We start from the raw sequence: 23786 nt of genomic DNA, 5'->3' as shown, positions 1-23786 counted from the left end.
TGCCGGACCAGGTGTGCGGCAAACCCCAGCTCACGACCGTGCGCGCCGGCCCGGGTGCGCTGGGTCACGGCCATCGGGGGGCCGGTCAGAACAGGCTGAGCGGATCGACCTGGAGCCGGACCGGATCGACCGCCTTGCGCGCGCTGCGCTGCCCGGCCGCCGCGTGCAACGCGTCGGCCAGGGCGGCGGCCCGGGCCCGGGGGACCCGGACCAGCATCCGCTCCCGCCCCTCCTCCGCCGGCACCGGGCCGAGGACCTCCGCGTCGTCCGGCAGCCGGGCGCCGGCCAGCAGGTCGGCCACCGCCTCGGCCACGCCGGTGACGCTGGCCATCCGCACCGCCGGCGGGAAGCCCAGCTCGCGGCGTTCGGCCAGCTCCCGTTCGGCGAACCAGGCCGCGTCCCAGCGCAGCAGCGCCTGCACCGGCGCGAGGGCGCCGTCGGCGACCACCACCACCCGGCCCCCGGCCGCGCCGGGACGGGCCAGCGCCGCGGCGGCCAGCCACCGGCGCAGCGCCTCCTCCCCGGCCCGCAGGTCGGCCCGGGTGAGCAGCGCCCACGAGTCGAGCAGCAACACCGCGCCGAAACCGCCCTCGGCCACCGGCTCCGCGCCCGGGGTGGCGATCACCAGCCCGGCCCCGCCCGGCACGGTGGCCAGCACCTCCTCCCGGCCGGAGGTCCGCACCGGCACGCCCGGGAACGCCCGGCCCAGCTCCTCGGCGGTGCGCCGGGCGCCGGTGACCGAGGCCCGCAGCCGCCGCCCGCCGCACTCCGGGCAGGCGTACGCGGCGGCCACCCGGCCGCACCAGCGGCAGGCCGGCGTGCCCTGGGCCGAGGGCAGGCTCAGCGGGCCGGCGCAGTGCGGACAGCGGGCCGGGGCCCGGCAGTCGGCGCAGGCGACCGAGGGCAGGTAGCCGCGGCGGGGCACCTGCACCAGCACCGGCAGGTCGGCGCGAAGCGCGTCCCGGGCGGTGGTCCAGGCCAGGCTGGGCAGTCGGGCGGAGGCCGCGCCGGGGTCCCGGGCCAGCTGCGGGTCGTCGCCGGTGGGCGCCATGGCCGGCATCCGCGCCCGGACGGTGGCGCGGTCGGCGACCACCTCCCGGGCCCAGCCGGTCTCCACCAGCAGCTGCGCCTCGGCGGTCCGGGCGTAGCCGCCGACCAGGGCGGCCGCGCCGCTGAGCTGGGCCCGGGTGAGCAGCACCTCGCGGGTGTGCGGGTAGGGCGCGCGGGGTTCGGCGTGCAGGTCGTCGCCGTCGTCCCAGACGGCCACCAGGCCGAGCCGCTCCACCGGGGCGAACATGGCGGCCCGGGTCCCGATCACCACCCGCGCCTCGCCCCGGCGAGCGGTCAGGAAGGCGCGGTACCGGGCGGCCGGGCCGTCGGCGGCGGTGAGCCGGACGTGGCGCCCCGGGCCCGGCAGCGCGGCCAGCGCCGCGTCGAGGCGGTCCAGGTCCCGGGCGTCGGCGACCACGACCAGCGCTCCCCGGCCGCCGGCCACGGTGGCGGCCACGGCGTCGGCATACCGGTCGGCCCAGTCCTCCCCGGGCAGCGCGGACCAGACGGCGCGGGGCGCCCGGCCGTCGGCGAGCGCCCGGATCAGCGCCGGCCCGGCCGGGTAGTCCCGCCAGCCGCGCGGATCGGCCGGCGCGCCGGCCGGTTCCGGTCGCGCGGACCCGGGGTCCGCCGGGGTGGCGGCAGGCGCGCGGTCGGGGTCCGCGGGCGTGTCGGCGGCCGGCGGCGGCGCGACGTCGGCCTCTTCGGCGGCGTCCGGGGCGTGGTCGGCGTCCGCGGGCGCGGCGGCGGCGGTGACGGCCTTCTCGGCGCGGGCGTGCCGGGGCGGCACGGCGAGGCGGAGCACGTCGGCCAGGCTCCCGGCGTAGCGGTCGGCGACCGCCCGGGCCAGCCGGGCCACCTCCGGGGAGAGCACCGGCACCGGGGAGACGACCTTCTCCAGGTACGCCAGCTTCGGGTGCGCCGACTCGGCGACGCGTTCCAGCAGCCAGCCGTCGACGAGTTGCCCGGCGAACCGGACCTTCACCCGCACCCCGGGCCGGGCGTCGGCGTCCAGCGCCTCCGGGACCAGGTAGTCGAACGGCCGGTCGAGGTGCGGCAGCGGCACGTCCACGCAGACGCGAGCGACCGGCGACCCCTCGGCGGGTCGCCGGTCGCGGCGCGTGGTGGCGGTCAGGCTCCCGCGGCCGACTTGAGGTCGGCGGCCCGCTCGGTGCTCTCCCAGGTCAGATCCGCCAGCTCCCGGCCGAAGTGGCCGTACGCGGCGGTCTGCTGGTAGATCGGGCGCAGCAGGTTCAGGTCCCGGATGATCGCGGCGGGACGCAGGTCGAACACCTCGGCCACCGCCTTCTCGATCGAGGCCACCGCCACCGTCTCGGTGCCGAACGTCTCGATGAACAGGCTCACCGGGTGCGCCTTGCCGATCGCGTACGCGACCTGTGCCTCGCACCGCTCGGCCAGGCCGGCGGCGACCACGTTCTTGGCCACCCAGCGCATCGCGTACGCGGCGGACCGGTCGACCTTCGACGGGTCCTTGCCGGAGAACGCGCCCCCGCCGTGCCGGGCGTACCCGCCGTAGGTGTCCACGATGATCTTGCGGCCGGTCAGGCCGGCGTCACCCATCGGACCGCCGATCTCGAACCGCCCGGTCGGGTTCACCAGCAGCCGGTAGCCCTCGGTCTCCAGACCCAGGCCCTCCAGCTCCGGCGTGATGACGTGCTCCCGGACGTCCGGTGTGAGCAGCGACTCCAGCGAGATGTCCGCCGCGTGCTGGCTGGAGACGACCACCGTGTCCAGACGCACCGGACGCAGGCCGTCGTACTCGATGGTGACCTGGGTCTTGCCGTCCGGACGCAGGTAGGGGATGGTGCCGTCCTTGCGCACCGCGGCGAGCCGGCGGGCCAGCCGGTGCGCCAGCGCGATCGGCAGCGGCATCAGCTCGGGCGTCTCGGAGCAGGCGAAGCCGAACATCATGCCCTGGTCGCCCGCGCCCTGCGCGTCCAGCGCGCTCTCCGAGCCACCGGTGCGCAGCTCGAACGCGTTGTCCACGCCCTGCGCGATGTCCGGCGACTGGGCGCCGATGGACACGCTCACGCCGCAGGACGCGCCGTCGAAGCCCTTCTTCGACGAGTCGTAGCCGATGCCGAGGATGGTCTCCCGGACGATGGTCGGGATGTCGGCGTACGCCTTGGTGGTCACCTCGCCGGCGACGTGCACCTGCCCGGTGGTGATCAGCGTTTCCACCGCGACCCGGCTGTGCGGGTCCTGCGCGAGCAGCGCGTCGAGAATGCCGTCACTGATCTGGTCGGCGATCTTGTCCGGGTGGCCCTCCGTGACCGATTCGGACGTGAAGAGACGTGTCACGGCACTCCTAAGCATGTGAAGACTTTTAAAGGTCGCTCGGCGGCAGTTTAGTCGCCCCCGTTCCGGTCCGGCCCCGGGAACGGCGAGCAGACCAACCGTCAGGACGGCGGGCCCAGGCGCGCCGCCACGAGATCCCAGACGGCGTCGGCCAGGTCCTCCTTGGGCTGCTCGGGCAGCCGGTGCACGGTGCCGTCGGCCCCGATCACGGTCGCCGCGTTGGTCTCCGCGCCGAAGACCTTGTCGACACCCACCTCGTTGACCACGATCAGGTCGGCGCGCTTGCGGGCGAGCTTGGCCCGGCCGTTGGCCTCGGCGTCGTCGGTCTCCGCGGCGAAGATCACCAGCACCTGCCCGGGCCGGCGGTCCCGGCCCAACTCGGCGGCGATGTCCGGGTTGGTGACCAGCTCGACGGTCGGCGCGACGCCGTCCTCCGACTTCTTGATCTTCCCGGTGGCGTAGCTGGCCGGACGGAAGTCGGCGGGCGCGGCGGCCATCACCACGGCGTCCGCGTCGGCGGCCGCCGCCAGCGTGGCCTCGCGCAACTCCTCGGTGGTGCCCACCCGGACCAGGTCCGCGCCGGCCGGATCGGCGAGGGCCACGTTCGCCGACACCAGCGTCACCCGGGCGCCCCGGGCCACGGCGGCGCGGGCGAACGCGTACCCCTGCTTGCCGGAGGACCGGTTGCCGAGGAAGCGCACCGGGTCGAGCGGCTCGCGGGTGCCGCCGGCGGTGACCACCACGTGCCGGCCGGCCAGGTCGGCCGGGGCGGCCACGCCACGGGCCAGCGCCCGCCGGGCGACGGCGAAGATCTCCGCCGGGTCGGGCAGCCGGCCCTTGCCGGTGTCCCGCCCGGTCAGGCGGCCGACCGCCGGCTCGATCACCCGCACGCCCCGGGAGCGCAGCGTGGCCACGTTGGCCGCGGTCGCCGGGTGCTCCCACATCTCGGTGTGCATGGCCGGGGCCAGCACCACCGGGCAGCGCGCGGTCAGCAGCGTGTTGGTGAGCAGGTCGTCGGCGAGGCCGTGCGCGGCCTTGGCGAGCAGGTCGGCGGTGGCCGGCGCCACCACGACCAGGTCCGCGTGCTGCCCGAGCCGCACGTGCGGCACCTCGTGCACGTCGGACCAGACGTCGTCGGCCACCGGCTGGCCGGAGAGCGCGGCCCAGGTCGGCGCCCCGACGAAGCGGAGCGCCGACGCGGTCGGCACGACCCGGACCCGGTGACCCGACTCGGTGAGGAGCCGGAGCAGCTCACACGCCTTGTAGGCGGCGATGCCACCGCCGACCCCGAGGACGATCTCGGCGGGCATCGGCGCGGGCGGAACTACGGCTGGTCGGTCGGCTCGGCGGTGAGCAGGCCCGCGTTGATCTCCCGCATCGCGATGGAGAGCGGCTTCTCCTGCGGGGTGGTCTCCACCAGCGGGCCGACGTACTCCAGCAGGCCCTCACCGAGCTGGCTGTAGTAGGCGTTGACCTGACGGGCACGCTTGGCGGCGAAGATGACCAGCGCGTACTTCGAGGTGGTCTTCTCGAGCAGCTCGTCGATCGGCGGGTTGGTGATGCCCTCGGGGTTGGTGGCGATGGATCCCACGAATTCAAACCTCTGCGTCTCGTGCGCCGCCCAGGGGCGGTGACCGGCTGGCGGGGCGCTCAACCGCCGGGAGGCGGTCGGACCGGGGCCAGGAATGACGAACCGAGCAATCCTACCAGCTCGGTGGCGGCACGCTCGGTTCGGTCGTGCGCCACGGCGTGTGTGAAGACGGCCGCGACGGCCGGCTCGGCCCGGTACGCCGGCGGCGCGAGCAGCACCAGCCGGGCCCGCGGCGCCACCGCCCGTACGGCGAGCGCGCCGGCCAGGTCCAACGGCAGCAGCACCGGACGGCCCTGCCCGAGCCGGGTCCACACGTCCGCGCGGGGCACACCCCGGCGGTACGGCCCGATCCGGCACCACTCCAGCAGCTCGCCGGCCGCGACCAGCCGGTCGAAGGCGGGCGGGTCGAGGAAGAGCCGGTCCACACCGTCGCGCTCCCCCGGGCGCGGCGGCCGCGTGGTGGCGACCACCGGCACCCACACGGACGCAAGGCGCGCCCGGACCGCCTCGACGACACTGCCCCGCCCGGCCCCCGAGGGGCCGGAAAGGACAGTGAGCCGAGCCGCCGAGCGCGCCTCGTCATCCGTGCTCACCGCTTGTTTCTACACGGTGGGCCGTTCAGTTGGCGGCGAACTCTCCGAGCAGCGCCTTACGCTGCTGCTCGCCGAGGCCGCGCAGGCGACGGCTGTCCGCGATCTTGAGCTTCTCCATGATCTGGGTGGCCCGGATCTTGCCGATGCCCGGCATCGCCTGGAGCACTGCCGAAACCTTCAGCTTGCCCACGACGTCGTCGGACTCGGCCCGCTCGAGGACGGTGGCGAGGGTGGTCTTGCCCTGCTTGAGCTGCTCCTTCAGCTCAGCGCGGGCCTTGCGGATCTCCGCGGCCTTCTCCAGCGCGGCAGCGCGCTGTTCGGGGGTCAGTGACGGGAGCGGCACCAGTTCTCCTCAGGTCCCTAGTACGGCGGGCGGAGCGCCCCACCGCAGCTGTGAAACGTGGTGTCGCTGGCAACCAAAGGGGTCCGTGGTTCCCAGCGCGGGGAAAACTAGCGGTCAACGGAGTTTTCGGCAACGTGGACGCGCGATGATCAACGTAAAGTGACGGAGCCGTCAGTCAGTCAGGCGGTGGTCAGGGCGGCCCGGCACTCGGTCAGCACCCGCTCGACGGCGGCCCGCAGGGCCGCCTGGTCCGGCCCCGCGCCCAGCACCTCACGGGAGTACGACGGCAGCACCGACGGCAGGGCGGCGCCGAAGACCGCACGCAGCCCGGCGGGCGTCCCGCCCTGCGCACCGAGGCCCGGCGCGAGCAGCGGACCGTTGACCGCACCCAGGTCGTGACCGGTGTCACCGATCGTCGCGCCGACCACCAGACCGATGCTGCCGAGCGGCTCCGCACCCCGGTTGAGCTGGGAAATCTCGTCGATCACGGTCTGCGCCACGGTGCGTCCGTCGGCGGCCACGGCACGCTGCACGGCGGCGCCCTCGGGGTTCGAGGTGAGCGCCAGGACGAACACCCCGCCGCCGTGCGCGGCGGCCAACTCGAACATCGGGGCGAGCGAACCCACCCCCAGGTAGGGGCTCGCGGTGACCGCGTCGACATACAGCGGGCTGGATGGATCAAGGTACGCCGACGCGTACGCGCGGACCGTCGAACCGATGTCACCACGCTTGGCGTCGAGCAGAACGAGCGCGCCCGCATTTCGCAACTGTCGGATAGTTGACTCAAGCACCCCGACGCCCCGCGCGCCGAAGCGCTCGAAGAACGCCGACTGCGGCTTGACCACGGCCACCCGGTCTCCGATCGCCTCCACCACGGTGCGGCTGAACCGTTCGAGCCCTTCGACGTCGTCGGGCAGGCCCCAGTCGGCGAGCAGACCCGGGTGCGGGTCGATCCCCACGCAGAGCGGTCCCCGCTCCGCCACGGCCCGGTGCAGGCGGGCGCCGAACGTCTCCATCGCGCATCTCCCTCTTCCGGCGGCCGGGGCCGCCTCCGTGTCCGGCGACGGACCTCCCGTCGCGTCAGGTCGTCCCGGCCGGACCCCGCCGGCCCCGACCGCCCGGCCGGCTCCCGCCGGCCCTGACCGCCCGGCCGGGACTCAGCCGGCCTTGACCGCGGCGGCCACGCCGGCCGCGATCCGGGCCACGTCCGCCTCGTCGCAGACGTACGGCGGCATGGTGTAGACCAGGTCGCGGAACGGGCGCAGCCACACCCCCTCCCCGACCGCGGCGGCGGTCGCCCGCGGCAGGTCCACCTCGTGGTCCAGCTGCACCACGCCGATCGCGCCGAGCACCCGCACGTCGGCCACGCCCGGCGTGCCGCGCAACGGCTCCAGGCCGGCCCGCAGGCCCGCCGCGATCCCCGCCACCCGCCCGGACCAGTCCCCGGCCCGCAGCAGGCCCAGGGAGGCGTTGGCGACCGCGCAGGCGAGCGGGTTGCCCATGAACGTCGGACCGTGCGCCAGCACGCCGTCGGCGGAGATGGGCCCGGCCACCTCGGGGGTGCAGAGCGCCGCCGCCAGCGTCAGGTAGCCACCGGTGAGCGCCTTGCCGACGCAGAGCACGTCCGGCGTCACGCCGGCGTGCTCGGCGGCGAACATCCGGCCGGTCCGGCCGAAGCCGGTGGCGATCTCGTCGAAGACCAGCAGGACGCCGTGGCGCCGGGTCACCTCGCGCAGCACCCGCAGGTAGTGCGGGTGGTGGAACCGCATCCCGCCGGCGCCCTGGACCACCGGCTCGACGATCACCGCGGCCAGCTCGTCGGCGTGTCGCTCCACGGCCTCCACCAACGCCGCCTCGTACGCCGGGTCGGGCGCCGCGTCGAAGCCGGGCGGCGGCACCGGCGCGAACACCTGCCGGGGCAGCACGTCGCCCCACAGGTGGTGCATGCCGCCCTCCGGGTCGCAGACGCTCATCGGGTGGAACGTGTCGCCGTGGTAGCCGCCCCGCCAGGTGCCCAGCCGGCGGCGTCCCGGGCGCCCGACGGCACGCTGGTACTGCAGGCACATCTTCACCGCGACCTCGACGCTCACCGAGCCGGAGTCGGCCAGGAAGACGTGTTCCAGCCCGTCCGGGGCCAGCTCGACCAGGGTGCGCGCCAGGCGTACCGCGGGCTCGTGGGTGAGACCGCCGAACATCACGTGGCTCATCCGTCCGAGCTGGTCGGTCACCGCGGCGTCCAGCACCGGGTGCCGGTAGCCGTGGATCGCCGCCCACCAGGACGACATGCCGTCGACCAACTCCCGCCCGTCGCCCAGCCGCAACCGCACCCCGGCGGCGCTCTCCACCACGTACGGCGGGCTGCCCGCCGGCATCCCCGAGTAGGGGTGCCACACGTGCCGCCGGTCAAGGGTGCGGATCTCCTCGGGCGTCACGGACTCTCCTCCTTCGCCTCCCTCCGGCGATCTTGCGGTTTCGGCCCGTGTCGCGCCCGGTATGAGCGGTATGCCGGGGCCGAAACTGCAAGATCGCGCGAAGTGGAGTCAACGGGTGGTGCGGGTGATGGCCCGGGTGAGGGCGGGGCCGCGGTAGATGAAGCCGGTGTAGAGCTGGACCAGGGCGGCGCCGGCGTCGAACATCCGGGTCGCGTCGTCGGGGTCGAGGATGCCGCCGACGCCGATCACCGGCAGGCGGCCCCCGGTCTCCCGGTGCACGAAGTCGACCAGTTCCCGGGCCCGGGCGGTCAGCGGCCGGCCGGAGAGGCCGCCCGCCTCGGCGGCGCGCGCCCGGTCGGCGGGGGCGAGCCCGTCCCGGCCGAGCGTGGTGTTGGTGGCGATGACACCGGCCGCGCCCCGGTCCAGGCACACCTCCAGCAACTCGGCGACGGCCGGCTCGCTGAGGTCCGGGGCGATCTTCACCAGCACCGGCTTCTCCCCCACCAGCGCGGCGAGCAGCGCGTCCAGATGGGACCGGTCCTGCAGCGACCGCAGGCCCGGGGTGTTCGGCGAGGACACGTTGACCGCGAAGTAGTCGCCGTGCCCCTTGAGCGCCCGGTAGGAGGCCAGGTAGTCCTCGACCGCCTCGTCCAACGGGGTCACCTTGGACTTGCCCAGCGAGATGCCCAGCGGCACGCCGAGCGGGCGCGGCAGCGCCGCCAGCCGGGCGGCCAGGGCGTCCGCGCCGGCGTTGTTGAAGCCCATCCGGTTGATCACGGCCTCGCTGTCGCGCAGCCGGAACAGCCGGGGCCGGGGGTTGCCCGGCTGGGCGTGCGCGGTCACGGTGCCGACCTCGACGAAACCGAAACCGAGCGCCGGCCAGGCGGGCAGCGCCAGACCGTTCTTGTCCATGCCGGCGGCCAGGCCGACGGGGTTCGGGAAGCGCACCCCGAACACCTCCCGCGGCGAGGCCCGGAAGTATGTCCGACGCAGCGCCGCCAGCACCGCCGGCCGCCGCGACAGCGCGGCCAGCCGGGCGAGGGTCCACTCGTGCGCCGCCTCGGCGTCCCCGCCCCCGAGCGCGAACAGCCGCGGCCGCACCACCTTCTCGAAGATCACCGCCCCGCCCCCGACCCGTTGACCATGAGGTTGACGGCGATGTGGAGCTCCGTTGCCGCCGCCAACCTCATGATCGACGCGGACGTCGGGGTGGTCACTCGCCGGCCCGCAGGGCGGCGTGCAGGTCCTGGAGGGGGCGGACCTGGAGGTCACCGTTGATCCTCGCCTCGATGCCCATGACCGCGGCGGCGGCGCCGGGGACGGTGGTGACACACGGGATGTCCGCGGTGACCGCGGCGCTGCGGATCTCGTAGCCGTCCGAGCGAGCGCTCGCGCCGGAGCCCTGCGGGGTGTTGACCACCAGCGCCACGTCGCCGCCGAGGATCAGCGAGACCGCGTCCGCCCCCTCGCCCGACTCGTAGTGCTTGCGGATCTGCTCGCAGGCGATGCCGTGCCGGCGCAGCACCTCGGCCGTGCCGGTGGTGGCGACGATCTCGAAGCCGAGGTCCGCCAGGCGCTTGATCGGGAAGATCATGCCGCGCTTGTCCCGGTTCGCCACCGAGACGAAGATCTTCCCGGCCGTCGGCAGCGACCCGTACGCGGCGGCCTGCGACTTGGCGAACGCCCGGCCGAAGCCGGTGTCGATGCCCATCACCTCGCCGGTGGACCGCATCTCCGGGCCGAGCAGCACGTCGATGCCCTTGCCGGCCGGGGTGCGGAACCGCTTGAACGGCAGCACCGCCTCCTTGACCGCGATCGGCGCGTCGGCCGGCATGGTTCCGCCGTCACCGGTCGGCGGCAGCAGCCCCTCGGCGCGCAGCTGCGCGATCGTCGCGCCCAACGCGATCCGGGCCGCCGCCTTGGCCAGCGGCACCGCCGTGGCCTTCGACACGAACGGCACCGTACGCGAGGCGCGGGGGTTGGCCTCCAGCACGTAGAGCGTGTCGCCCTGCAACGCGTACTGGACGTTGAGCAGGCCGCGCACCCCGACGCCGCGGGCGATCTCCTCGGTGTAGCGGCGCACCTGGGTCAGGTGCGAGCCGGCCAGCGTGATCGGCGGCAACGCGCAGGACGAGTCGCCGGAGTGGATGCCGGCCTCCTCGATGTGCTCCATCACGCCGCCCAGGTAGACGTCGCCGTCGGCGTCGACGAGCGCGTCCACGTCGATCTCGATGGCGTCGTCGAGGAAGCGGTCCACCAGCACCGGGTGGTCCGGCGAGATGTCGGTGGCCCGGCCGATGTAGTCGCGCAGCGTGGCGTCGTCGTAGACGATCTCCATGCCCCGACCGCCGAGCACGTAGGACGGGCGGACCAGCACCGGGTACCCGATCTCGTCGGCGATCGCCTTCGCCTCGTCGTACGAGGTGGCCATGCCGTGCGCGGGCGCCCGCAGCCCGGCCCGGGCCAGCACCGCGCCGAACGCGCCCCGCTCCTCGGCCAGGTGGATCGACTCCGGGGAGGTGCCGACGATCGGCACCCCGGCGTCCTTGAGCCGCTGCGCCAGGCCCAGCGGGGTCTGGCCGCCGAGCTGGACGACCACCCCGACCACACCCGGCCCGCCGGCCGCCTTGCCCGAGGTGTCCTCGGCGTGCCAGACCTCCAGCACGTCCTCGAAGGTCAGCGGCTCGAAGTAGAGCCGGTCGGCGGTGTCGTAGTCGGTGGAGACGGTCTCCGGGTTGCAGTTGACCATCACGGTCTCGTAGTTCACGTCCCGAAGGGCCTGGACGGCGTGCACGCACGAGTAGTCGAACTCGATGCCCTGCCCGATCCGGTTCGGCCCGGAGCCGAGGATGAGCACCTTCGGCCGGTCCGAGGGCGCCACCTCCGTCTCCGAGTCGTACGTCGAGTAGTGGTAGGGCGTGGTCGCCTCGAACTCGGCCGCGCAGGTGTCCACCGTCTTGTAGACCGGCCGGACCCCGAGCCGGTGGCGCAGCGTGCGTACCCCGTCCTCGGCGGCCAGCTCGGGCCGCAGCGCGGCGAGCTGCCGGTCGGACAGGCCGGCCCGCTTGGCCCGACGCAGCAGGCCGGCGTCGAGCACGGGGGCGTCGACGATCTCGTCACGCAGCTCGACCAGGGCGGTGATCTGGTCCAGGAACCAGGGGTCCATGCCGCCGGAGGCCTCCGCCACCTCGGCGATGGACGCGCCCAGGCGCAGCGCCCGCTCGACGGTGTAGAGCCGGCCGTCGTGCGGCATCCGCAGCGCGGCGAGCGTGTTCTCCTTCGTGGCTCCCGCCGGGTCCGGGGTGGTCCAGAAACCGGACGACCTGGTTTCCATCGAGCGCATCGCCTTGTTCAGCGCCTCGGTGAAGTTGCGGCCCAGGCTCATCGCCTCGCCCACCGACTTCATGGTGGTGGTCAGCTCCGGGTCGGCGCCGGGAAACTTCTCGAACGCGAACCGGGGGATCTTCACCACCACGTAGTCCAGCGTCGGCTCGAACGCGGCCGGCGTCTTGAGCGTGATGTCGTTGGGGATCTCGTCCAGCGTGTAGCCGATGGCGAGCTTCGCGGCGATCTTGGCGATGGGGAAGCCGGTGGCCTTCGACGCCAGCGCCGAGGAGCGCGACACCCGCGGGTTCATCTCGATCACGACGATCCGGCCGTCGGCCGGGTTCACCGCGAACTGGATGTTGCAGCCACCGGTGTCCACCCCGACCTCGCGCAGCACCGCGATGCCGAGGTCGCGCAGCCGCTGGTACTCCCGGTCGGTCAGCGTCATCGACGGCGCGACGGTGACGCTGTCGCCGGTGTGCACGCCCATCGGGTCGACGTTCTCGATCGAGCAGACCACCACCACGTTGTCGTGGCGGTCGCGCATCAGCTCGAGCTCGTACTCCTTCCAGCCGAGCACGCTCTCCTCGATGAGCACCTCGTGCACCGGGCTGGCGGCCAGCCCGGAGCCGGCGATGCGCTCCAGGTCCTCGTCGGTGTGCGCCATCCCGGAGCCGAGACCGCCCATGGTGAACGACGGGCGGATGACCACCGGCAGGCCCAGCTCGGCGACCGTGTCCCGGACCTCGTCCATCGAGTGGCAGACCCGCGAGCGCGGGGTCAGCGTCGACGGATCGTCCAGGCCCAGGCGTACGCCGGCCTTGGCGACGATGTCCTTGAACAGCTGGCGGTCCTCACCCCGGTTGATCGCCTCGATGTTGGCGCCGATCAGCTCGACGCCGTACTTCTCCAGCACCCCCGCCTCGTGCAGGGCGACCGCAGTGTTCAGGGCGGTCTGCCCGCCCAGGGTGGGCAGCAGCGCGTCCGGGCGCTCCTTGGCGATGACCAGCTCGACGAACTCCGGGGTGATCGGCTCGACGTAGGTGGCGTCGGCGAACTCCGGGTCGGTCATGATCGTCGCCGGGTTGGAGTTGACCAGGCTGACCCTGATCCCCTCGCTGCGCAGCACCCGGCAGGCCTGGGTGCCGGAGTAGTCGAACTCGCAGGCCTGTCCGATCACGATCGGCCCCGAGCCGATCACCAGCACGTGCTTCAGGTCGGTCCGCTTAGGCATTCTTGCCGCCTTCGATGAGCTCGGCGAAGCGGTCGAACAGGTAGTCCGCGTCGTGCGGACCGGCCGCCGCCTCCGGGTGGTACTGGACGGTGAAGGCGGGCACGTCCACGGCCCGCAGCCCCTCGACCACGTTGTCATTGAGGCAGACATGGGAGACCCGCACACCGCCGAAGTCGGTGTCGACCACCTGGTCGGGGACGACCGCGCCGGACCGGACGCCCGGCACCTCGACCGCGAAGCCGTGGTTGTGGCTGGTCACCTCGACCTTGCCGGTGACCCGGTCGAGCACCGGCTGGTTGATGCCGCGGTGGCCGTACCCCAGCTTGTAGGTGCCGAAGCCGAGCGCCCGACCGAGGATCTGACTGCCGAAGCAGATGCCGAACAGCGGGATCCGCCGGGTCAGCACCTCCCGGGCCAGGGCCACCGGACCGTCGGCGGTCGCCGGGTCGCCCGGGCCCGGCGAGAAGAACACCGCGTCCGCGCCGGTGGCCAGCAGGTCGTCGATCGTCGAGCCGGCCGGCAGCACGTGCGTGGTGACGCCGCGGGCGGCGAGCCGACGCGGCACGTTGCGCTTGATGCCCAGGTCCAGCGCGGCCACCGTGAACCGGTGCTCGCCCTGCGCCTCGACGACGTACGGCTTGGGGGTGCTCACCTCGGCGGACAGGTCGGCGCCGACCATCTGCGGCGAGCGGCGTACCCGCTCCAGCAACGCCGCCGGGTCGTCCTCGACGCTGGAGACACCGACCCGCATCGCGCCGCGCTCACGCAGGTGCCGGGTGAGCGCCCGGGTGTCCACCCCGCTGATGCCGACCACTCCTTCGGCGGCGAGCCGGTCCTCCAGGCCGCCGGTGGCGCGCCAGTTCGAGCCGATCCGGGCCGGGTCGCGCACCACGTACCCGGCCACCCAGATCCGGCCGGACTCGTCGTCCTCGCCGTTGACGCCGGTGTTGCCGATGTGCGGCGCGGTCTGCACCACCACCTGCCGGTGGTAGGAGGGGTCGGTGAGCGTCTCCTGGTAGCCGGTCATGCCGGTGTTGAAGACCGCCTCGCCGAAGGTCTCCCCGACGCTGCCGTACGCCTCGCCGTGGAACGTGCGCCCGTCCTCCAGGACGAGGATCGCGCTTCTCCGCCTACTGCTCACTTGACAGCCTTTCCGTCCAGGACCGTCGGCTCGCCGCGCAGGAAGGTCGCCACGATGCGACCCGGCAGCGTCATGCGGGCGTACGGGGTGTTGCGACTGCGGCTGGCCAGCTCCGCCGGTTCGATGACGCGCCGGGCGGCCGGGTCCACCAGGGTCAGGTTGGCCGGTACGCCGGGCGCGGGGTCGACGCCCTGCCCGGCCAGGCCGGCGATCCGGGCCGGCGCCCGGGACATCCGCTCGGCGATCAGGTCCCACCGCGGACCGAACACGTCGAGCGCGATGGAGAGCGCCGTCTCCAGGCCGAGCATGCCCGGCCGGGCGTACGCCCACTCGCACTCCTTGTCCTCCACGGCGTGCGGCGCGTGGTCGGTGGCGATGATGTCGATCACGCCCTCGGCCAGCGCGGCCCGCAGCGCGGCGACGTCGGCGGCGGTGCGCAGCGGCGGGTTGACCTTGAAGACCGGGTCGTACGTCTCGGCCCGCTCGTCGGTCAGCAGCAGGTGATGCGGCGTCACCTCGGCGGTCACCCGCACCCCGCGCGCCTTGGCCTGCCGCAGCACCTCGACGCTGCCGGCGGTGGAGACGTGGCAAACGTGCAGTCGGCTGCCGACGTGCTCGGCCAGCAGCACGTCCCGGGCGATGATCGCCTCCTCGGCGACGGCCGGCCAGCCGGTCAGCCCGAGCCGGGTGGAGACCTCGCCCTCGTGCATCTGCGCGCCCTCGGTGAGCCGGGGCTCCTCGGCGTGCTGGGCGATCACCCCGTCGAACGCCTTGACGTATTCCAGCGCCCGGCGCATCAGCCGCGGGTCGGCCACGCAGTGCCCGTCGTCGGAGAAGATCCGCACCCGGGCCGCGGAGTCGGCCATCGCGCCCAGCTCGGCCAGGCGCTCCCCGGCCAGCCCGACGGTCACCGCGCCGATCGGCTGCACGTCGACCAGGCCGGCCTCCCGGCCGAGGCGCCAGACCTGCTCGACCACGCCGGCGGTGTCGGCGACCGGCGACGTGTTCGCCATCGCGCAGACCGCCGTGTAGCCGCCGAGCGCCGCCGCCCGGGACCCGGACTCGACCGTCTCGGCGTCCTCCCGGCCGGGTTCGCGCAGGTGGGTGTGCAGGTCGACCAGGCCCGGCAGCGCGACCAGGCCGGTCGCGTCGAGCACCGTGGCGTCGTCGGCGCTCAGGCCGGCGCCGGCCTCGGCCACCACACCGTCGCGGATGAGCAGGTCGGTCGGCTCGCCGTCGAGCACACGGACGTTCCTGATGAGGTACGCGGTCACCGGTTGTTCCCTCCGAGCAGCAGGTAGAGGACGGCCATCCGCACGGAGACCCCGTTGGCGACCTGTTCGACGATGGTGGAGCGGGACGAGTCGGCGACCTCGGGCGTGATCTCCATCCCCCGGTTCATCGGGCCGGGGTGCATGACGATCGCGTGCTCGGGCAGCCGGCGCATGCGCGGCCCGTCGAGCCCGTAGCGGCGGGCGTACTCCCGGGCCGAGGGGAAGTAGGAGTCGCTCATCCGCTCCCGCTGCACCCGCAGCATCATCACCACGTCCACACCGGGAAGAACGGTGTCGAGGTCGTAGGAGACATCGGTGCCGGGGGCGAGCGCCGGGGAGATGTCGCGCGGGATGAGCGTCGGCGGACCGACCAGGGTGACCTTGGCGCCCAGCGTGCTGAGCAGCAGCACGTTCGAGCGGGCCACCCGGGAGTGCAGCACGTCGCCGACGATCGCCACGTGCAGGCCGGCGAGCCGGCCCAGCCGGGACCGCATCGTGTACGCGTCGAGCAGCGCCTGGGTGGGGTGCTCGTGGGTGCCGTCGCCGGCGTTGACCACCGACCCGTCCACCCAGTCGGCCAGCCGGTGCGGCGCGCCGGAGGCGGGGTGCCGGACGACCACCGCGTCGGCGCCCATGGCCTGGAGGGTCAGCGCGGTGTCCTTGAGGCTCTCCCCCTTGGCCACGCTGGAACCCTTGGCGGAGAAGTTGATCACGTCGGCGCTGAGCCGCTTGGCGGCCGCCTCGAACGAGATCCGGGTCCGGGTGGAGTCCTCGTAGAAGAGGTTGACCACGGTGCGCCCGCGCAGCGCGGGCAGCTTCTTGACCTCGCGGCCGGCCACGGTGGCCATCTCGGCCGCGGTGTCCAGCACCAGCGTGGCGGTGTCGGCGTCCAGGTCGGCGCCGGAGAGCAGGTGACGGATCATGAGAGGGCACCTCCGAACAGACGTACCTCGTCCGTGCCGTCGGTCTCGGCGAGGGTGACCTTGACGTTCTCGGCCAGCGCGGTGGGGATGTTCTTGCCCACGTAGTCGGCGCGGATCGGCAGCTGGCGGTGGCCGCGGTCGACCAGGACGGCGAGCTGCACGGAGGCCGGGCGGCCGACGTCGCTGAGCGCGTCCAGCGCGGCCCGCACGGTGCGGCCGGAGAAGAGCACGTCGTCGACGAGGACGACCCGCTTGCCGTCGATCCCGCCGGGCGGCAGGTCGGTCGGGCCGACCGCGCGGGTGGCGTGCCGGCGCAGGTCGTCGCGGTAGAGGGTGATGTCGAGCACGCCGACCGGGACGGTCACGTCCTCGAAGGTGCTGATCCGGGCGGCGAGCCGCCTGGCCAGGGGCACGCCCCGGGTGGGGATGCCGAGCAGCACGGTGTCGGCGGCGCCCTGGGTCTTCTCCAGGATCTGGTGGGCGATGCGGTCGACCACGCGCGAGACGTCGGCGGCGGCGAGGATCACCTTCACCGAGGGTTGTCGCGGCGGCGACGGTTGGGCAGCCGGTGGGTAGGCCACGGCGGACCTCCTTCCCCGCCTCACGGGACGGGTCGTTAAAGGACGTCTGATCGACTCCGGCGGACCCGCGAGGGCCCGGATCGGGGCTTCACGCCACGTTACCAGCGGTCACCGGACCTCCCGTCGCCGGTCCTGACCTGCTGGTCAGCCCGGAGAAATGCGGACAAGCCACACCGGCCCCCGGACCCGGTGGAGAGCAACACTTGACCACGTGTCGCAATCCCCGTACCGTCACGCTCCGTAGCGATAGCTGGGAGAACCCCGAGCAGCACTGGGAGTGTCCGAATGCCCTCTGAATACGCCAAGTCGCTGGGCGCCCGCCTGCGCTCCATCCGCCAGCAGCAGGGCCTGTCCCTGCAGGGTGTGGAGGAGAAGTCGAACGGGCGGTGGAAGGCCGTGGTGGTCGGCTCGTACGAGCGCGGCGACCGGGCCGTCACCGTGTCCCGCCTGGCGGAACTGGCCGACTTCTACCGCGTTCCCGTCTCGGAGCTGCTGCCCGACGGCAGTGGGGTGCGTCACGAGCCCACCAGCAAGATCGTGCTGGACCTGGAGCGGCTCTACGACGAGGCCTCCGAGGACCTCGCGTACGTCGCCCGCTACGCCCGCGCCATCCAGCAGCAGCGTGGTGACTACAACGGCCGGGTGCTCTCCATCCGCGCCGACGACCTGCGCGCCCTCGCCATCGTCTACGACGCCTCGCCGTCGGGTCTGATCGAGCGGCTGACCGAGCACGGCGTGCTGGTCGCCGACCCGCGGGCGTTCTTCGCGTCCTGACCCACCCGTACGTCGAAAGGGCCCGTGCCGTCCGGCACGGGCCCTTCGTCGTCGCGGCGCGTCAGCGCGTGGCGTACTCGGCGATCCGGCCGAGGATGCCGTTGAGGAACCGGGGCGAGTCGTCGGTCGACATCTGCCGGGCCAGCTCGACGGCCTCGCTGATCGCCACCGCGTCGTCGATCTCGTCGACGTAGAGCAGCTCGTAGACGGCGATCCGGGCCAGGTTGCGGTCGACCACCGGCATCCGGTCGATCGTCCACCCCTCGGCGTAGCTGGCGATCGTCTCGTCGATCCGGTCCAGGTGCGCCGCGACGCCCTCGACCAGCCCGACCGCGTAGCCGAGGTGGTCGGGGCGGGGCTGCTCGATCCGCTCCAGGTAGCCGGCCAGGACCTCGACCGGGGGCCGGTCGCGCAGGTCGGCCTCGAAGAGCACGTCCAGCGCCCGCTTGCGCGCCTTGCGGCGCGCCGGCATCTGCTGCTTCGGACCCTCGGCCATCAGGCTCGGCCGAGGTAACGGCCGTCGCGGGTGTCGACCTTGATCTTCTCACCGGTGGTGATGAACAGCGGCACCTGGACCGTGGCGCCCGTCTCGACGGTGGCCGGCTTGTTGCCGCCGGTCGACCGGTCGCCCTGCAGGCCCGGCTCGGTGTAGGTGACCTCGAGCACGACCGAGGTCGGCAGCTCGATGTAGAGCGGGACGCCCTCGTGGGTGGCGACGGTCGCCTCGGCCTCGGGGAGGAGGTAGTTGGCGGCCTCGCCGACGACGCCGCCCATGACCGTGATCTGGTCGAACGTCTCCAGATCCATGAAGACGTAGTCCTCGCCGTCGGCGTACAGGTACTGCATGGTGCGCTTGTCCACGGTCGCCGTCTCGACCTTGGTGCCCGCGTTGAAGGTCTTGTCGACCACCTTGCCGGACAGCACGTTCTTCAGCGTGGTGCGCACGAAGGCACCACCCTTACCGGGCTTGACGTGCTGGAACTCGACGACGGCCCACAGCTCGCCGTCCAGGTTGAGTACCAGGCCGTTCTTCAGGTCGTTGGTGGTGGCCATTTCCTGCCTTGATCATCAATTGGCGGACAGACCCACCAAGTCTACTAGCTGTGTCGAATCGGACCCCGGCCCCAGGTGACGCAGCGTCAGGCGCCGGCGCCGAGCCGGAGCGCCAGGTGGTGCAGGGCGAGCCGGTAGCCGTCCACGCCCAGGCCGCAGATCACCCCGGTGGCCACGGCGGAGACCACCGAGTGGTGCCGGAACTCCTCCCGGGCGTGGATGTTGGAGATGTGCACCTCCACCAGGGGGCCGCGCAGCAGGGCACAGGCGTCGCGGACCGCGATCGAGTAGTGCGACCAGGCGGCCGGGTTGAGCACCACCGCCGCCTCCTCGTCGGCCGCCTGGTGCAGCCAGCCCAGCAGCTCGTGCTCGGCGTCGGTCTGCCGGACCACCACGTCCAGCCCCAGCTCACGCCCGGTCCGCTCGCAGTCTGCCACCAGGTCGGCGTAGCTGGTCACCCCGTAGACGTCGACCTGGCGGGTGCCGAGCCGGCCCAGGTTCGGCCCGTTGAGCACGTAGACCCTCACGAGCTGATCTCCCGGTACGCCTCGGCGAGCAGCTCGTCCGACGGCGCCTCCAGGATCGCCGGGCGGGCGAGCCCGTCCAGCACCACGAACCGCAGCCGGCTGCCCCGGGCCTTCTTGTCCACCCGCATCGCGGCGAGCAGCTCGGGCCAGGCGTCCGCCCGGTAGCCGGTGGGCAGGTCGAGCGCGGCCAGCACGTCGCGGTGCCGGCGCGCGGTCGCCTCGTCGAGCCGGCCGGCGAGCCGCGCGAGGGTGGCCGCGTAGACCAGCCCGACCGCGACCGCGTGTCCGTGCCGCCAGCGGTAGCCCTCGGCCTTCTCGATCGCGTGGGCGAGGGTGTGCCCGTAGTTGAGCACCTCGCGTACCCCGGACTCCCGCAGGTCACCGGCGACCACGTCGGCCTTGACCCGCACCGCGCGCTCGACCAGCTCGCGCAGCACCGGGCCGGTCGGGTCCAGCGCGGCGGCCGGATCCCGCTCCACCAGGTCGAGGATCACCGGGTCGGCGATGAACCCGCACTTGACCACCTCGGCCAGGCCGGCGGCCAGGTCGGCCGGGGGCAGGCTGTCCAGCGTCGCCAGGTCGCAGATCACGCCGACCGGCGGGTGGAACGCGCCCACCAGGTTCTTGCCGGCCGCCGTGTTGATCCCGGTCTTGCCGCCGACCGCGGCGTCGACCATGCCGAGCAGCGACGTGGCGACCGGCACCCAGCGCACGCCGCGCAGCCAGCTGGCCGCGACGAAGCCGGCCAGGTCGGTGACCGCGCCGCCGCCCACCCCGACCACCGCGTCGGTACGGGTGAAGCCCGCCGCGCCGAGCCGGTCCCAGCACGCGGCGGCCACGTCGACGTGCTTGCCCGCCTCGGCGTCGGGCACCTCCACCAGCAGCGGCGCCACGCCGTCAGCGCGGACCCGTTCGGCGAGCCGCTCGGCCAGCGCCTTCAGCGGCGGCGCGTACAGGAAGGCCACCCGCTCCGCGCCGGGCAGCAGCCGGGGCGGCGGGTCGAGCAGGTCGCGTCCCACCAGCACGTCGTACGGCCGTTCGCCGCCGACCGGGATCCGGGTCACCTCGTCCATCGCCGGCAGCCTAGTCCAGCGCCCGGCCCCGGCGCGGCGACTGTCCACTCAGTGGGGCGTTTGTCCGCGCGCGCCCCGGGTAGGGCGGCTGGATGAGCGAGAGCACGCAGCGCACGAGCATCCGGCTCCCCGCCACGATCCTCGGCATCGGGCTGGGTGGCTTCGTCGACGGCATCTTCCTGCACCAGGTCTTCCAGTGGCACCACATGCTCAGCAGCACCAACGCCGACCACGTGGGGATCAGGGACTACCCGGTCGACACCGTGCCGGGGCTGCAGATGAACACGGTGTGGGACGGCCTGTTCCACGTGGTCACCTGGGTGGCGGTGCTGACCGGGCTGGCCCTGCTCTACGCGCGGGTGACCCAGTCCCGGGGCCGACTGTGGCGATCGCCGATGCTCTGGGGCTGGGTCCTGGTCGGCTGGGGGCTGTTCAACCTGGTCGAGGGGGTCGTCGACCACCACCTGCTCGGCATCCACCACGTCCGCACCGGACCGCACCAGACCTGGTGGGACCTCGGCTTCCTCGCCCTCGGCGTGATCCTGATCGCGGTCGGCTGGGCGATCCAGCGGCGGGCCGACGGGGTGGACCTCTGCGCGCCGGAGCGAGGGTGACCCTCGCCCACGCCGGGCACGCCGCCAACGGGTTCCCGGCGACCGCGCTGCTCCCGGCGGTCCTGTTCTGGGCCTACCTGGCCGCCGCGCTGCGGCTGCGGGACCCCGACGGACCGGGCTGGGCACACGGGCGGACCGCGAGCTTCGGGCTGGGCACGCTGCTGGTGGCCGTCGGGCTGCTCCGGCCGGCCGACGACTTCGTCGGGCACATGTGGCAGCACCTGCTGATCGGCATGCTCGCGCCGCTGGCCCTGGTCCTCGGCGCGCCGGTCACGCTGGTGCTGCGCACCCTGGACCGGCGCGCCGGACGCCGGCTGGTGCACCTGCTCCGGCACCCGGTGGCGCGGGTGCTCGGCCATCCGGCGACCGGTCTGCTGCTCACCGCCGGCGGCCTGTGGCTGCTCTACCTGACCCCGCTCTACCGGGCCACGCTGGACAACCCCGCCCTGCACACGCTGGTCCAGGCCCACTTCCTGCTCAGCGGTTGCCTCTTCGCCTGGTCGATCGCCGGGCCGGACCCCGGCCCGCACCGCCCCCGGGTGCCGGTCCGGCTGGTGGTGCTCGGCGTCGGAGTCGCCGCGCACGCCACGATCGCCCAGCTGCTCTACGCCGGCGTCCTCGTCGACGTGCCGGCCGGCGCCGCCGAGCTGCGTGCCGGCGCCACCCTGATGTACTACTTCGGCGACCTGGCCGAGATCGCCCTCGCGCTCGCCCTGCTCGCCACCTGGCGACCGGAACGCCCGGCCCGCCGTCCGGCCGACCGCTCGGCCACCGGACCCGCGCCCGCCCGGGCGTGACCAGCGCGAACGGGTCCACCACCGCGCGGCGCGGGATGCTCGCAGTTCTGCCGCACGCGCCGCGCAGGCTGCTCGCGGTTCTGCCGCATAGCACCACGCGGCGCGCGGACGGCCGCAGCAGTCCGGGCCAGTTCGCCCCGCGAGCCGGCGTCGGGCCGCACGCTGACCGCGTGGTTGGCCGGCGACTCCCACCACCGGCACCCGAGCCGCCCGCACACCCATAGCGTTCCACCCACCAGCGTCGACGGCACCGAGTGGAACACCATGGGTGCCTCAACCCTCCGCAGACACCCACAGCGTTCCACCCACCGGCGCCAACGGCACCGAGTGGAACACCATGGGTGTCACGACACGGCCGGGCTTGCCCCCACCGCGCGCCGGGCCGGGCCGGGCCGGGCCGGGCCGGGCCGGGCCGGGGTCAGGGTTTGAGCAGCGCGGCGATCTCGGTGGCCAGATCCTCCGGGGCACGCCCGTCGGTGACCACCGTCGCGGTCGCCACCTCGGCGTAGAGCGGGCGGCGCTGGTCCAGCAGGTGCTTGAGGGTGGCGCGCGGGTTCAGCGCCAACAGCGGCCGGCCCGCGCCCAACCCGACCCGCCGGATCGCGTCGGGCAGCTCCACCGACAGGTGCACCACGGTGTGGCCGATCAGCGCGGCCCGGTTCTCCTCGGCCAGGACCGCGCCGCCGCCGAGCGCCAGCACCCCGGCGTGCGAGGCCAACGCCGCCGCCACCGCCGCCCGCTCCAACGCGCGGAAGTGGTCCTCGCCCTCGTCGACGAAGATCTCCGGGATCGGCTTGCCGGCCTGCCGCTCGATGTCGGTGTCGGTGTCCCGGAAGTCGACGCCGAGCGCGGCGGCGAGCGCGGTGCCCACCGTGGTCTTGCCGGAGCCCGGCGCCCCGACCAGCACGCAGACCGGTCGGGTGCTCATTTGACGACCAGGCTGTCGAGGTAGCTGGCCAGGTTGCGGCGCATCTCGGCGATCGAGTCGCCGCCGAACTTCTCCACCGCCGCCTCGGCCAGCACCAGCGCCACCATGGCCTCGGCGACGACCGCCGCCGCCGGCACCGCGCACACGTCGGAGCGCTGGTTGATCGCCGTGGCCGGCTCGCCGGTGGTCACGTCGATCGTCGCGAGGGCCCGGTTCAGCGACGAGATCGGCTTCATCGCCGCCTTCACCCGCAGCGGCTCACCGGTGGTGATGCCGCCCTCCAGGCCGCCGGCCCGGTCGGTCACCCGGCGCACCCCGGTCGCCGTCGGCATGATCTCGTCGTGCGCCTCGGAGCCCCGGGAGCGGGCCTGCTGCCACCCGTCGCCGATCTCCACGCCCTTGATCGCCTGGATCGACATCAGCGCGGTGGCCAGCCGGGCGTCAAGCTTGCGGTCCCACTGCACGTGGCTGCCCAGGCCCGGCGGCACCCCGTACGCGAGCACCTCGACCACGCCGCCGAGCGTGTCGGCGGCCTTCTTCGCGGCGTCGACCTCGGCGACCATCCGGGCACTGGCCTCGGCGTCGAGGCAGCGCAGCGGGTCGGCGTCGATCCTTGCCGCGTCCTCCGGCGTGGGCCGCAGGCCGGGCTTCACCGCCACCGGACCCAACTCCACCACGTGCGAGACGATCTCGACGCCGAGCGCCTGCCGGACCAGCGCCTTGGCGACCGTACCGACGGCGACCCGGGCGGCGGTCTCCCGGGCGCTGGCGCGCTCCAGGATCGGCCGGGCGTCGGTGTGGCCGTACTTCTGCATGCCGGCCAGGTCCGCGTGGCCCGGACGGGGACGGGTCAGCGGCGCGTTGCGGGCCTGACTCGCCAGTTCGTCCGGGTCGACCGGGTCTGCGGCCATCACGGTGCGCCACTTCGGCCACTCGGAGTTGCCCACCCGGATCGCCACCGGGCTGCCCAGCGTTACCCCGTGCCGGAGCCCGCCGATGATCTCGACCTCGTCCTGCTCGAACGACATCCGAGCGCCCCGGCCGTAGCCGAGCCGACGCCGGGCCAGTTCGCCGGAGATCTCCCCGGTGGTCACCTCGATGCCGGCGGGTACGCCCTCCAGCAACGCGACGAGGGCGGGTCCGTGCGATTCACCTGCAGTCAGCCAGCGCAACACAGCGGTCAGTGTGTCACGCCCGGTGGTCGCCGCCGTA

Annotated in this window: 23 protein-coding genes; 3 read left to right on the top strand and 20 right to left on the bottom strand. The window is 73.8% G+C overall.

Features of this window, described 5'->3' with window-relative positions:
* Nucleotides 1-85: 85 nt before the first annotated feature.
* The 14 genes from O7600_RS00440 to pyrR form a co-directional block, all read right to left on the bottom strand.
* The gene (locus O7600_RS00440) at nt 86-2122 is read right to left on the bottom strand and encodes a primosomal protein N' (RefSeq protein WP_281591748.1); all 2037 of its coding nucleotides are present in this window, start codon (nt 2120-2122) and stop codon (nt 86-88) included.
* Between the two features lie 59 nt (nt 2123-2181).
* Nucleotides 2182-3387: a methionine adenosyltransferase gene (gene metK, locus O7600_RS00435; RefSeq protein ID WP_091578019.1), complete on the bottom strand. Its 1206-nt coding sequence runs from the start codon at nt 3385-3387 to the stop codon at nt 2182-2184.
* A gap of 83 nt (nt 3388-3470) precedes the next feature.
* On the bottom strand, nt 3471-4679 hold the full coding sequence (coaBC, locus tag O7600_RS00430; protein WP_281591747.1) for a bifunctional phosphopantothenoylcysteine decarboxylase/phosphopantothenate--cysteine ligase CoaBC: 1209 nt from the start codon (nt 4677-4679) through the stop codon (nt 3471-3473).
* A gap of 14 nt (nt 4680-4693) precedes the next feature.
* Nucleotides 4694-4960 (bottom strand): DNA-directed RNA polymerase subunit omega, encoded by a 267-nt coding sequence (gene rpoZ / locus O7600_RS00425; RefSeq protein ID WP_013285517.1) that lies wholly within the window; start codon nt 4958-4960, stop codon nt 4694-4696.
* Between the two features lie 59 nt (nt 4961-5019).
* Nucleotides 5020-5553: a guanylate kinase gene (locus O7600_RS00420; protein WP_281591746.1), complete on the bottom strand. Its 534-nt coding sequence runs from the start codon at nt 5551-5553 to the stop codon at nt 5020-5022.
* 25 nt (nt 5554-5578) lie between these two features.
* Nucleotides 5579-5896 (bottom strand): integration host factor, actinobacterial type, encoded by a 318-nt coding sequence (gene mihF, locus O7600_RS00415; RefSeq protein ID WP_013285515.1) that lies wholly within the window; start codon nt 5894-5896, stop codon nt 5579-5581.
* 179 nt (nt 5897-6075) lie between these two features.
* Complete coding sequence (gene pyrF, locus O7600_RS00410) at nt 6076-6912, bottom strand: orotidine-5'-phosphate decarboxylase (protein ID WP_281591745.1); 837 nt, start codon at nt 6910-6912, stop codon at nt 6076-6078.
* A 141-nt stretch (nt 6913-7053) separates the two neighbouring features.
* On the bottom strand, nt 7054-8328 hold the full coding sequence (locus O7600_RS00405; RefSeq protein WP_281591743.1) for an adenosylmethionine--8-amino-7-oxononanoate transaminase: 1275 nt from the start codon (nt 8326-8328) through the stop codon (nt 7054-7056).
* 108 nt (nt 8329-8436) lie between these two features.
* Nucleotides 8437-9447, bottom strand: coding sequence for a quinone-dependent dihydroorotate dehydrogenase (locus tag O7600_RS00400; protein WP_281591742.1), 1011 nt, complete (start codon nt 9445-9447; stop codon nt 8437-8439).
* A 94-nt stretch (nt 9448-9541) separates the two neighbouring features.
* Complete coding sequence (carB, locus tag O7600_RS00395) at nt 9542-12889, bottom strand: carbamoyl-phosphate synthase large subunit (RefSeq protein WP_281591741.1); 3348 nt, start codon at nt 12887-12889, stop codon at nt 9542-9544.
* The gene (gene carA, locus O7600_RS00390; protein WP_281591740.1) at nt 12882-14030 is read right to left on the bottom strand and encodes a glutamine-hydrolyzing carbamoyl-phosphate synthase small subunit; all 1149 of its coding nucleotides are present in this window, start codon (nt 14028-14030) and stop codon (nt 12882-12884) included. Before carA ends, carB begins: the two co-directional genes overlap by 8 nt.
* Complete coding sequence (locus O7600_RS00385; RefSeq protein ID WP_281591739.1) at nt 14027-15304, bottom strand: dihydroorotase; 1278 nt, start codon at nt 15302-15304, stop codon at nt 14027-14029. Before O7600_RS00385 ends, carA begins: the two co-directional genes overlap by 4 nt.
* On the bottom strand, nt 15301-16227 hold the full coding sequence (locus O7600_RS00380; RefSeq protein WP_091578045.1) for an aspartate carbamoyltransferase catalytic subunit: 927 nt from the start codon (nt 16225-16227) through the stop codon (nt 15301-15303). The genes O7600_RS00385 and O7600_RS00380 overlap by 4 nt, the downstream gene beginning before the upstream one ends.
* Complete coding sequence (gene pyrR, locus O7600_RS00375) at nt 16224-16808, bottom strand: bifunctional pyr operon transcriptional regulator/uracil phosphoribosyltransferase PyrR (RefSeq protein ID WP_281591738.1); 585 nt, start codon at nt 16806-16808, stop codon at nt 16224-16226. The genes O7600_RS00380 and pyrR overlap by 4 nt, the downstream gene beginning before the upstream one ends.
* 285 nt (nt 16809-17093) lie before the next feature.
* Between pyrR and O7600_RS00370 the strand changes: the two genes are divergently transcribed.
* Nucleotides 17094-17582 carry a helix-turn-helix domain-containing protein gene (locus tag O7600_RS00370; protein WP_013285505.1) on the top strand — a complete coding sequence of 163 codons (489 nt, stop codon included), beginning with the start codon at nt 17094-17096 and terminating at the stop codon, nt 17580-17582.
* A 61-nt stretch (nt 17583-17643) separates the two neighbouring features.
* Here the strand turns inward: O7600_RS00370 and nusB are convergent, their stop codons facing one another.
* From nusB to aroB, 4 genes are all read right to left on the bottom strand, one after another.
* A complete protein-coding gene (gene nusB / locus O7600_RS00365) occupies nt 17644-18054 on the bottom strand; it encodes a transcription antitermination factor NusB (RefSeq protein WP_172967998.1) in 411 nt (136 codons plus the stop codon).
* A 23-nt stretch (nt 18055-18077) separates the two neighbouring features.
* Nucleotides 18078-18635, bottom strand: a complete 558-nt coding sequence (efp, locus tag O7600_RS00360) for an elongation factor P (protein ID WP_091578052.1) — start codon at nt 18633-18635, stop codon at nt 18078-18080.
* Between the two features lie 86 nt (nt 18636-18721).
* Complete coding sequence (gene aroQ, locus O7600_RS00355; protein ID WP_098745348.1) at nt 18722-19162, bottom strand: type II 3-dehydroquinate dehydratase; 441 nt, start codon at nt 19160-19162, stop codon at nt 18722-18724.
* Entirely contained in the window at nt 19159-20235 is a 1077-nt protein-coding gene (gene aroB, locus O7600_RS00350) for a 3-dehydroquinate synthase (protein WP_281591737.1), read from the bottom strand. The genes aroQ and aroB overlap by 4 nt, the downstream gene beginning before the upstream one ends.
* A gap of 92 nt (nt 20236-20327) precedes the next feature.
* On the opposite strand from aroB, the gene O7600_RS00345 reads away from it, so the two are divergent.
* Nucleotides 20328-20849 carry a DUF2243 domain-containing protein gene (locus tag O7600_RS00345; protein WP_281591736.1) on the top strand — a complete coding sequence of 174 codons (522 nt, stop codon included), beginning with the start codon at nt 20328-20330 and terminating at the stop codon, nt 20847-20849.
* Nucleotides 20846-21646 (top strand): cytochrome c oxidase assembly protein, encoded by an 801-nt coding sequence (locus O7600_RS00340; protein WP_281591735.1) that lies wholly within the window; start codon nt 20846-20848, stop codon nt 21644-21646. Before O7600_RS00345 ends, O7600_RS00340 begins: the two co-directional genes overlap by 4 nt.
* A gap of 418 nt (nt 21647-22064) precedes the next feature.
* Here the strand turns inward: O7600_RS00340 and O7600_RS00335 are convergent, their stop codons facing one another.
* On the bottom strand, nt 22065-22574 hold the full coding sequence (locus tag O7600_RS00335) for a shikimate kinase (protein ID WP_281591734.1): 510 nt from the start codon (nt 22572-22574) through the stop codon (nt 22065-22067).
* Complete coding sequence (gene aroC / locus O7600_RS00330; protein ID WP_281591733.1) at nt 22571-23749, bottom strand: chorismate synthase; 1179 nt, start codon at nt 23747-23749, stop codon at nt 22571-22573. The genes O7600_RS00335 and aroC overlap by 4 nt, the downstream gene beginning before the upstream one ends.
* Nucleotides 23750-23786 lie beyond the last annotated feature (37 nt).

It is taken from the genome of Micromonospora sp. WMMA1998 (genome assembly GCF_027497375.1).
In the GTDB taxonomy this organism is placed as follows: domain Bacteria; phylum Actinomycetota; class Actinomycetes; order Mycobacteriales; family Micromonosporaceae; genus Micromonospora; species Micromonospora sediminicola.
Note: the sequence above shows the minus strand (reverse complement) of the source record. Positions and strands in the feature narration are given on the sequence as shown.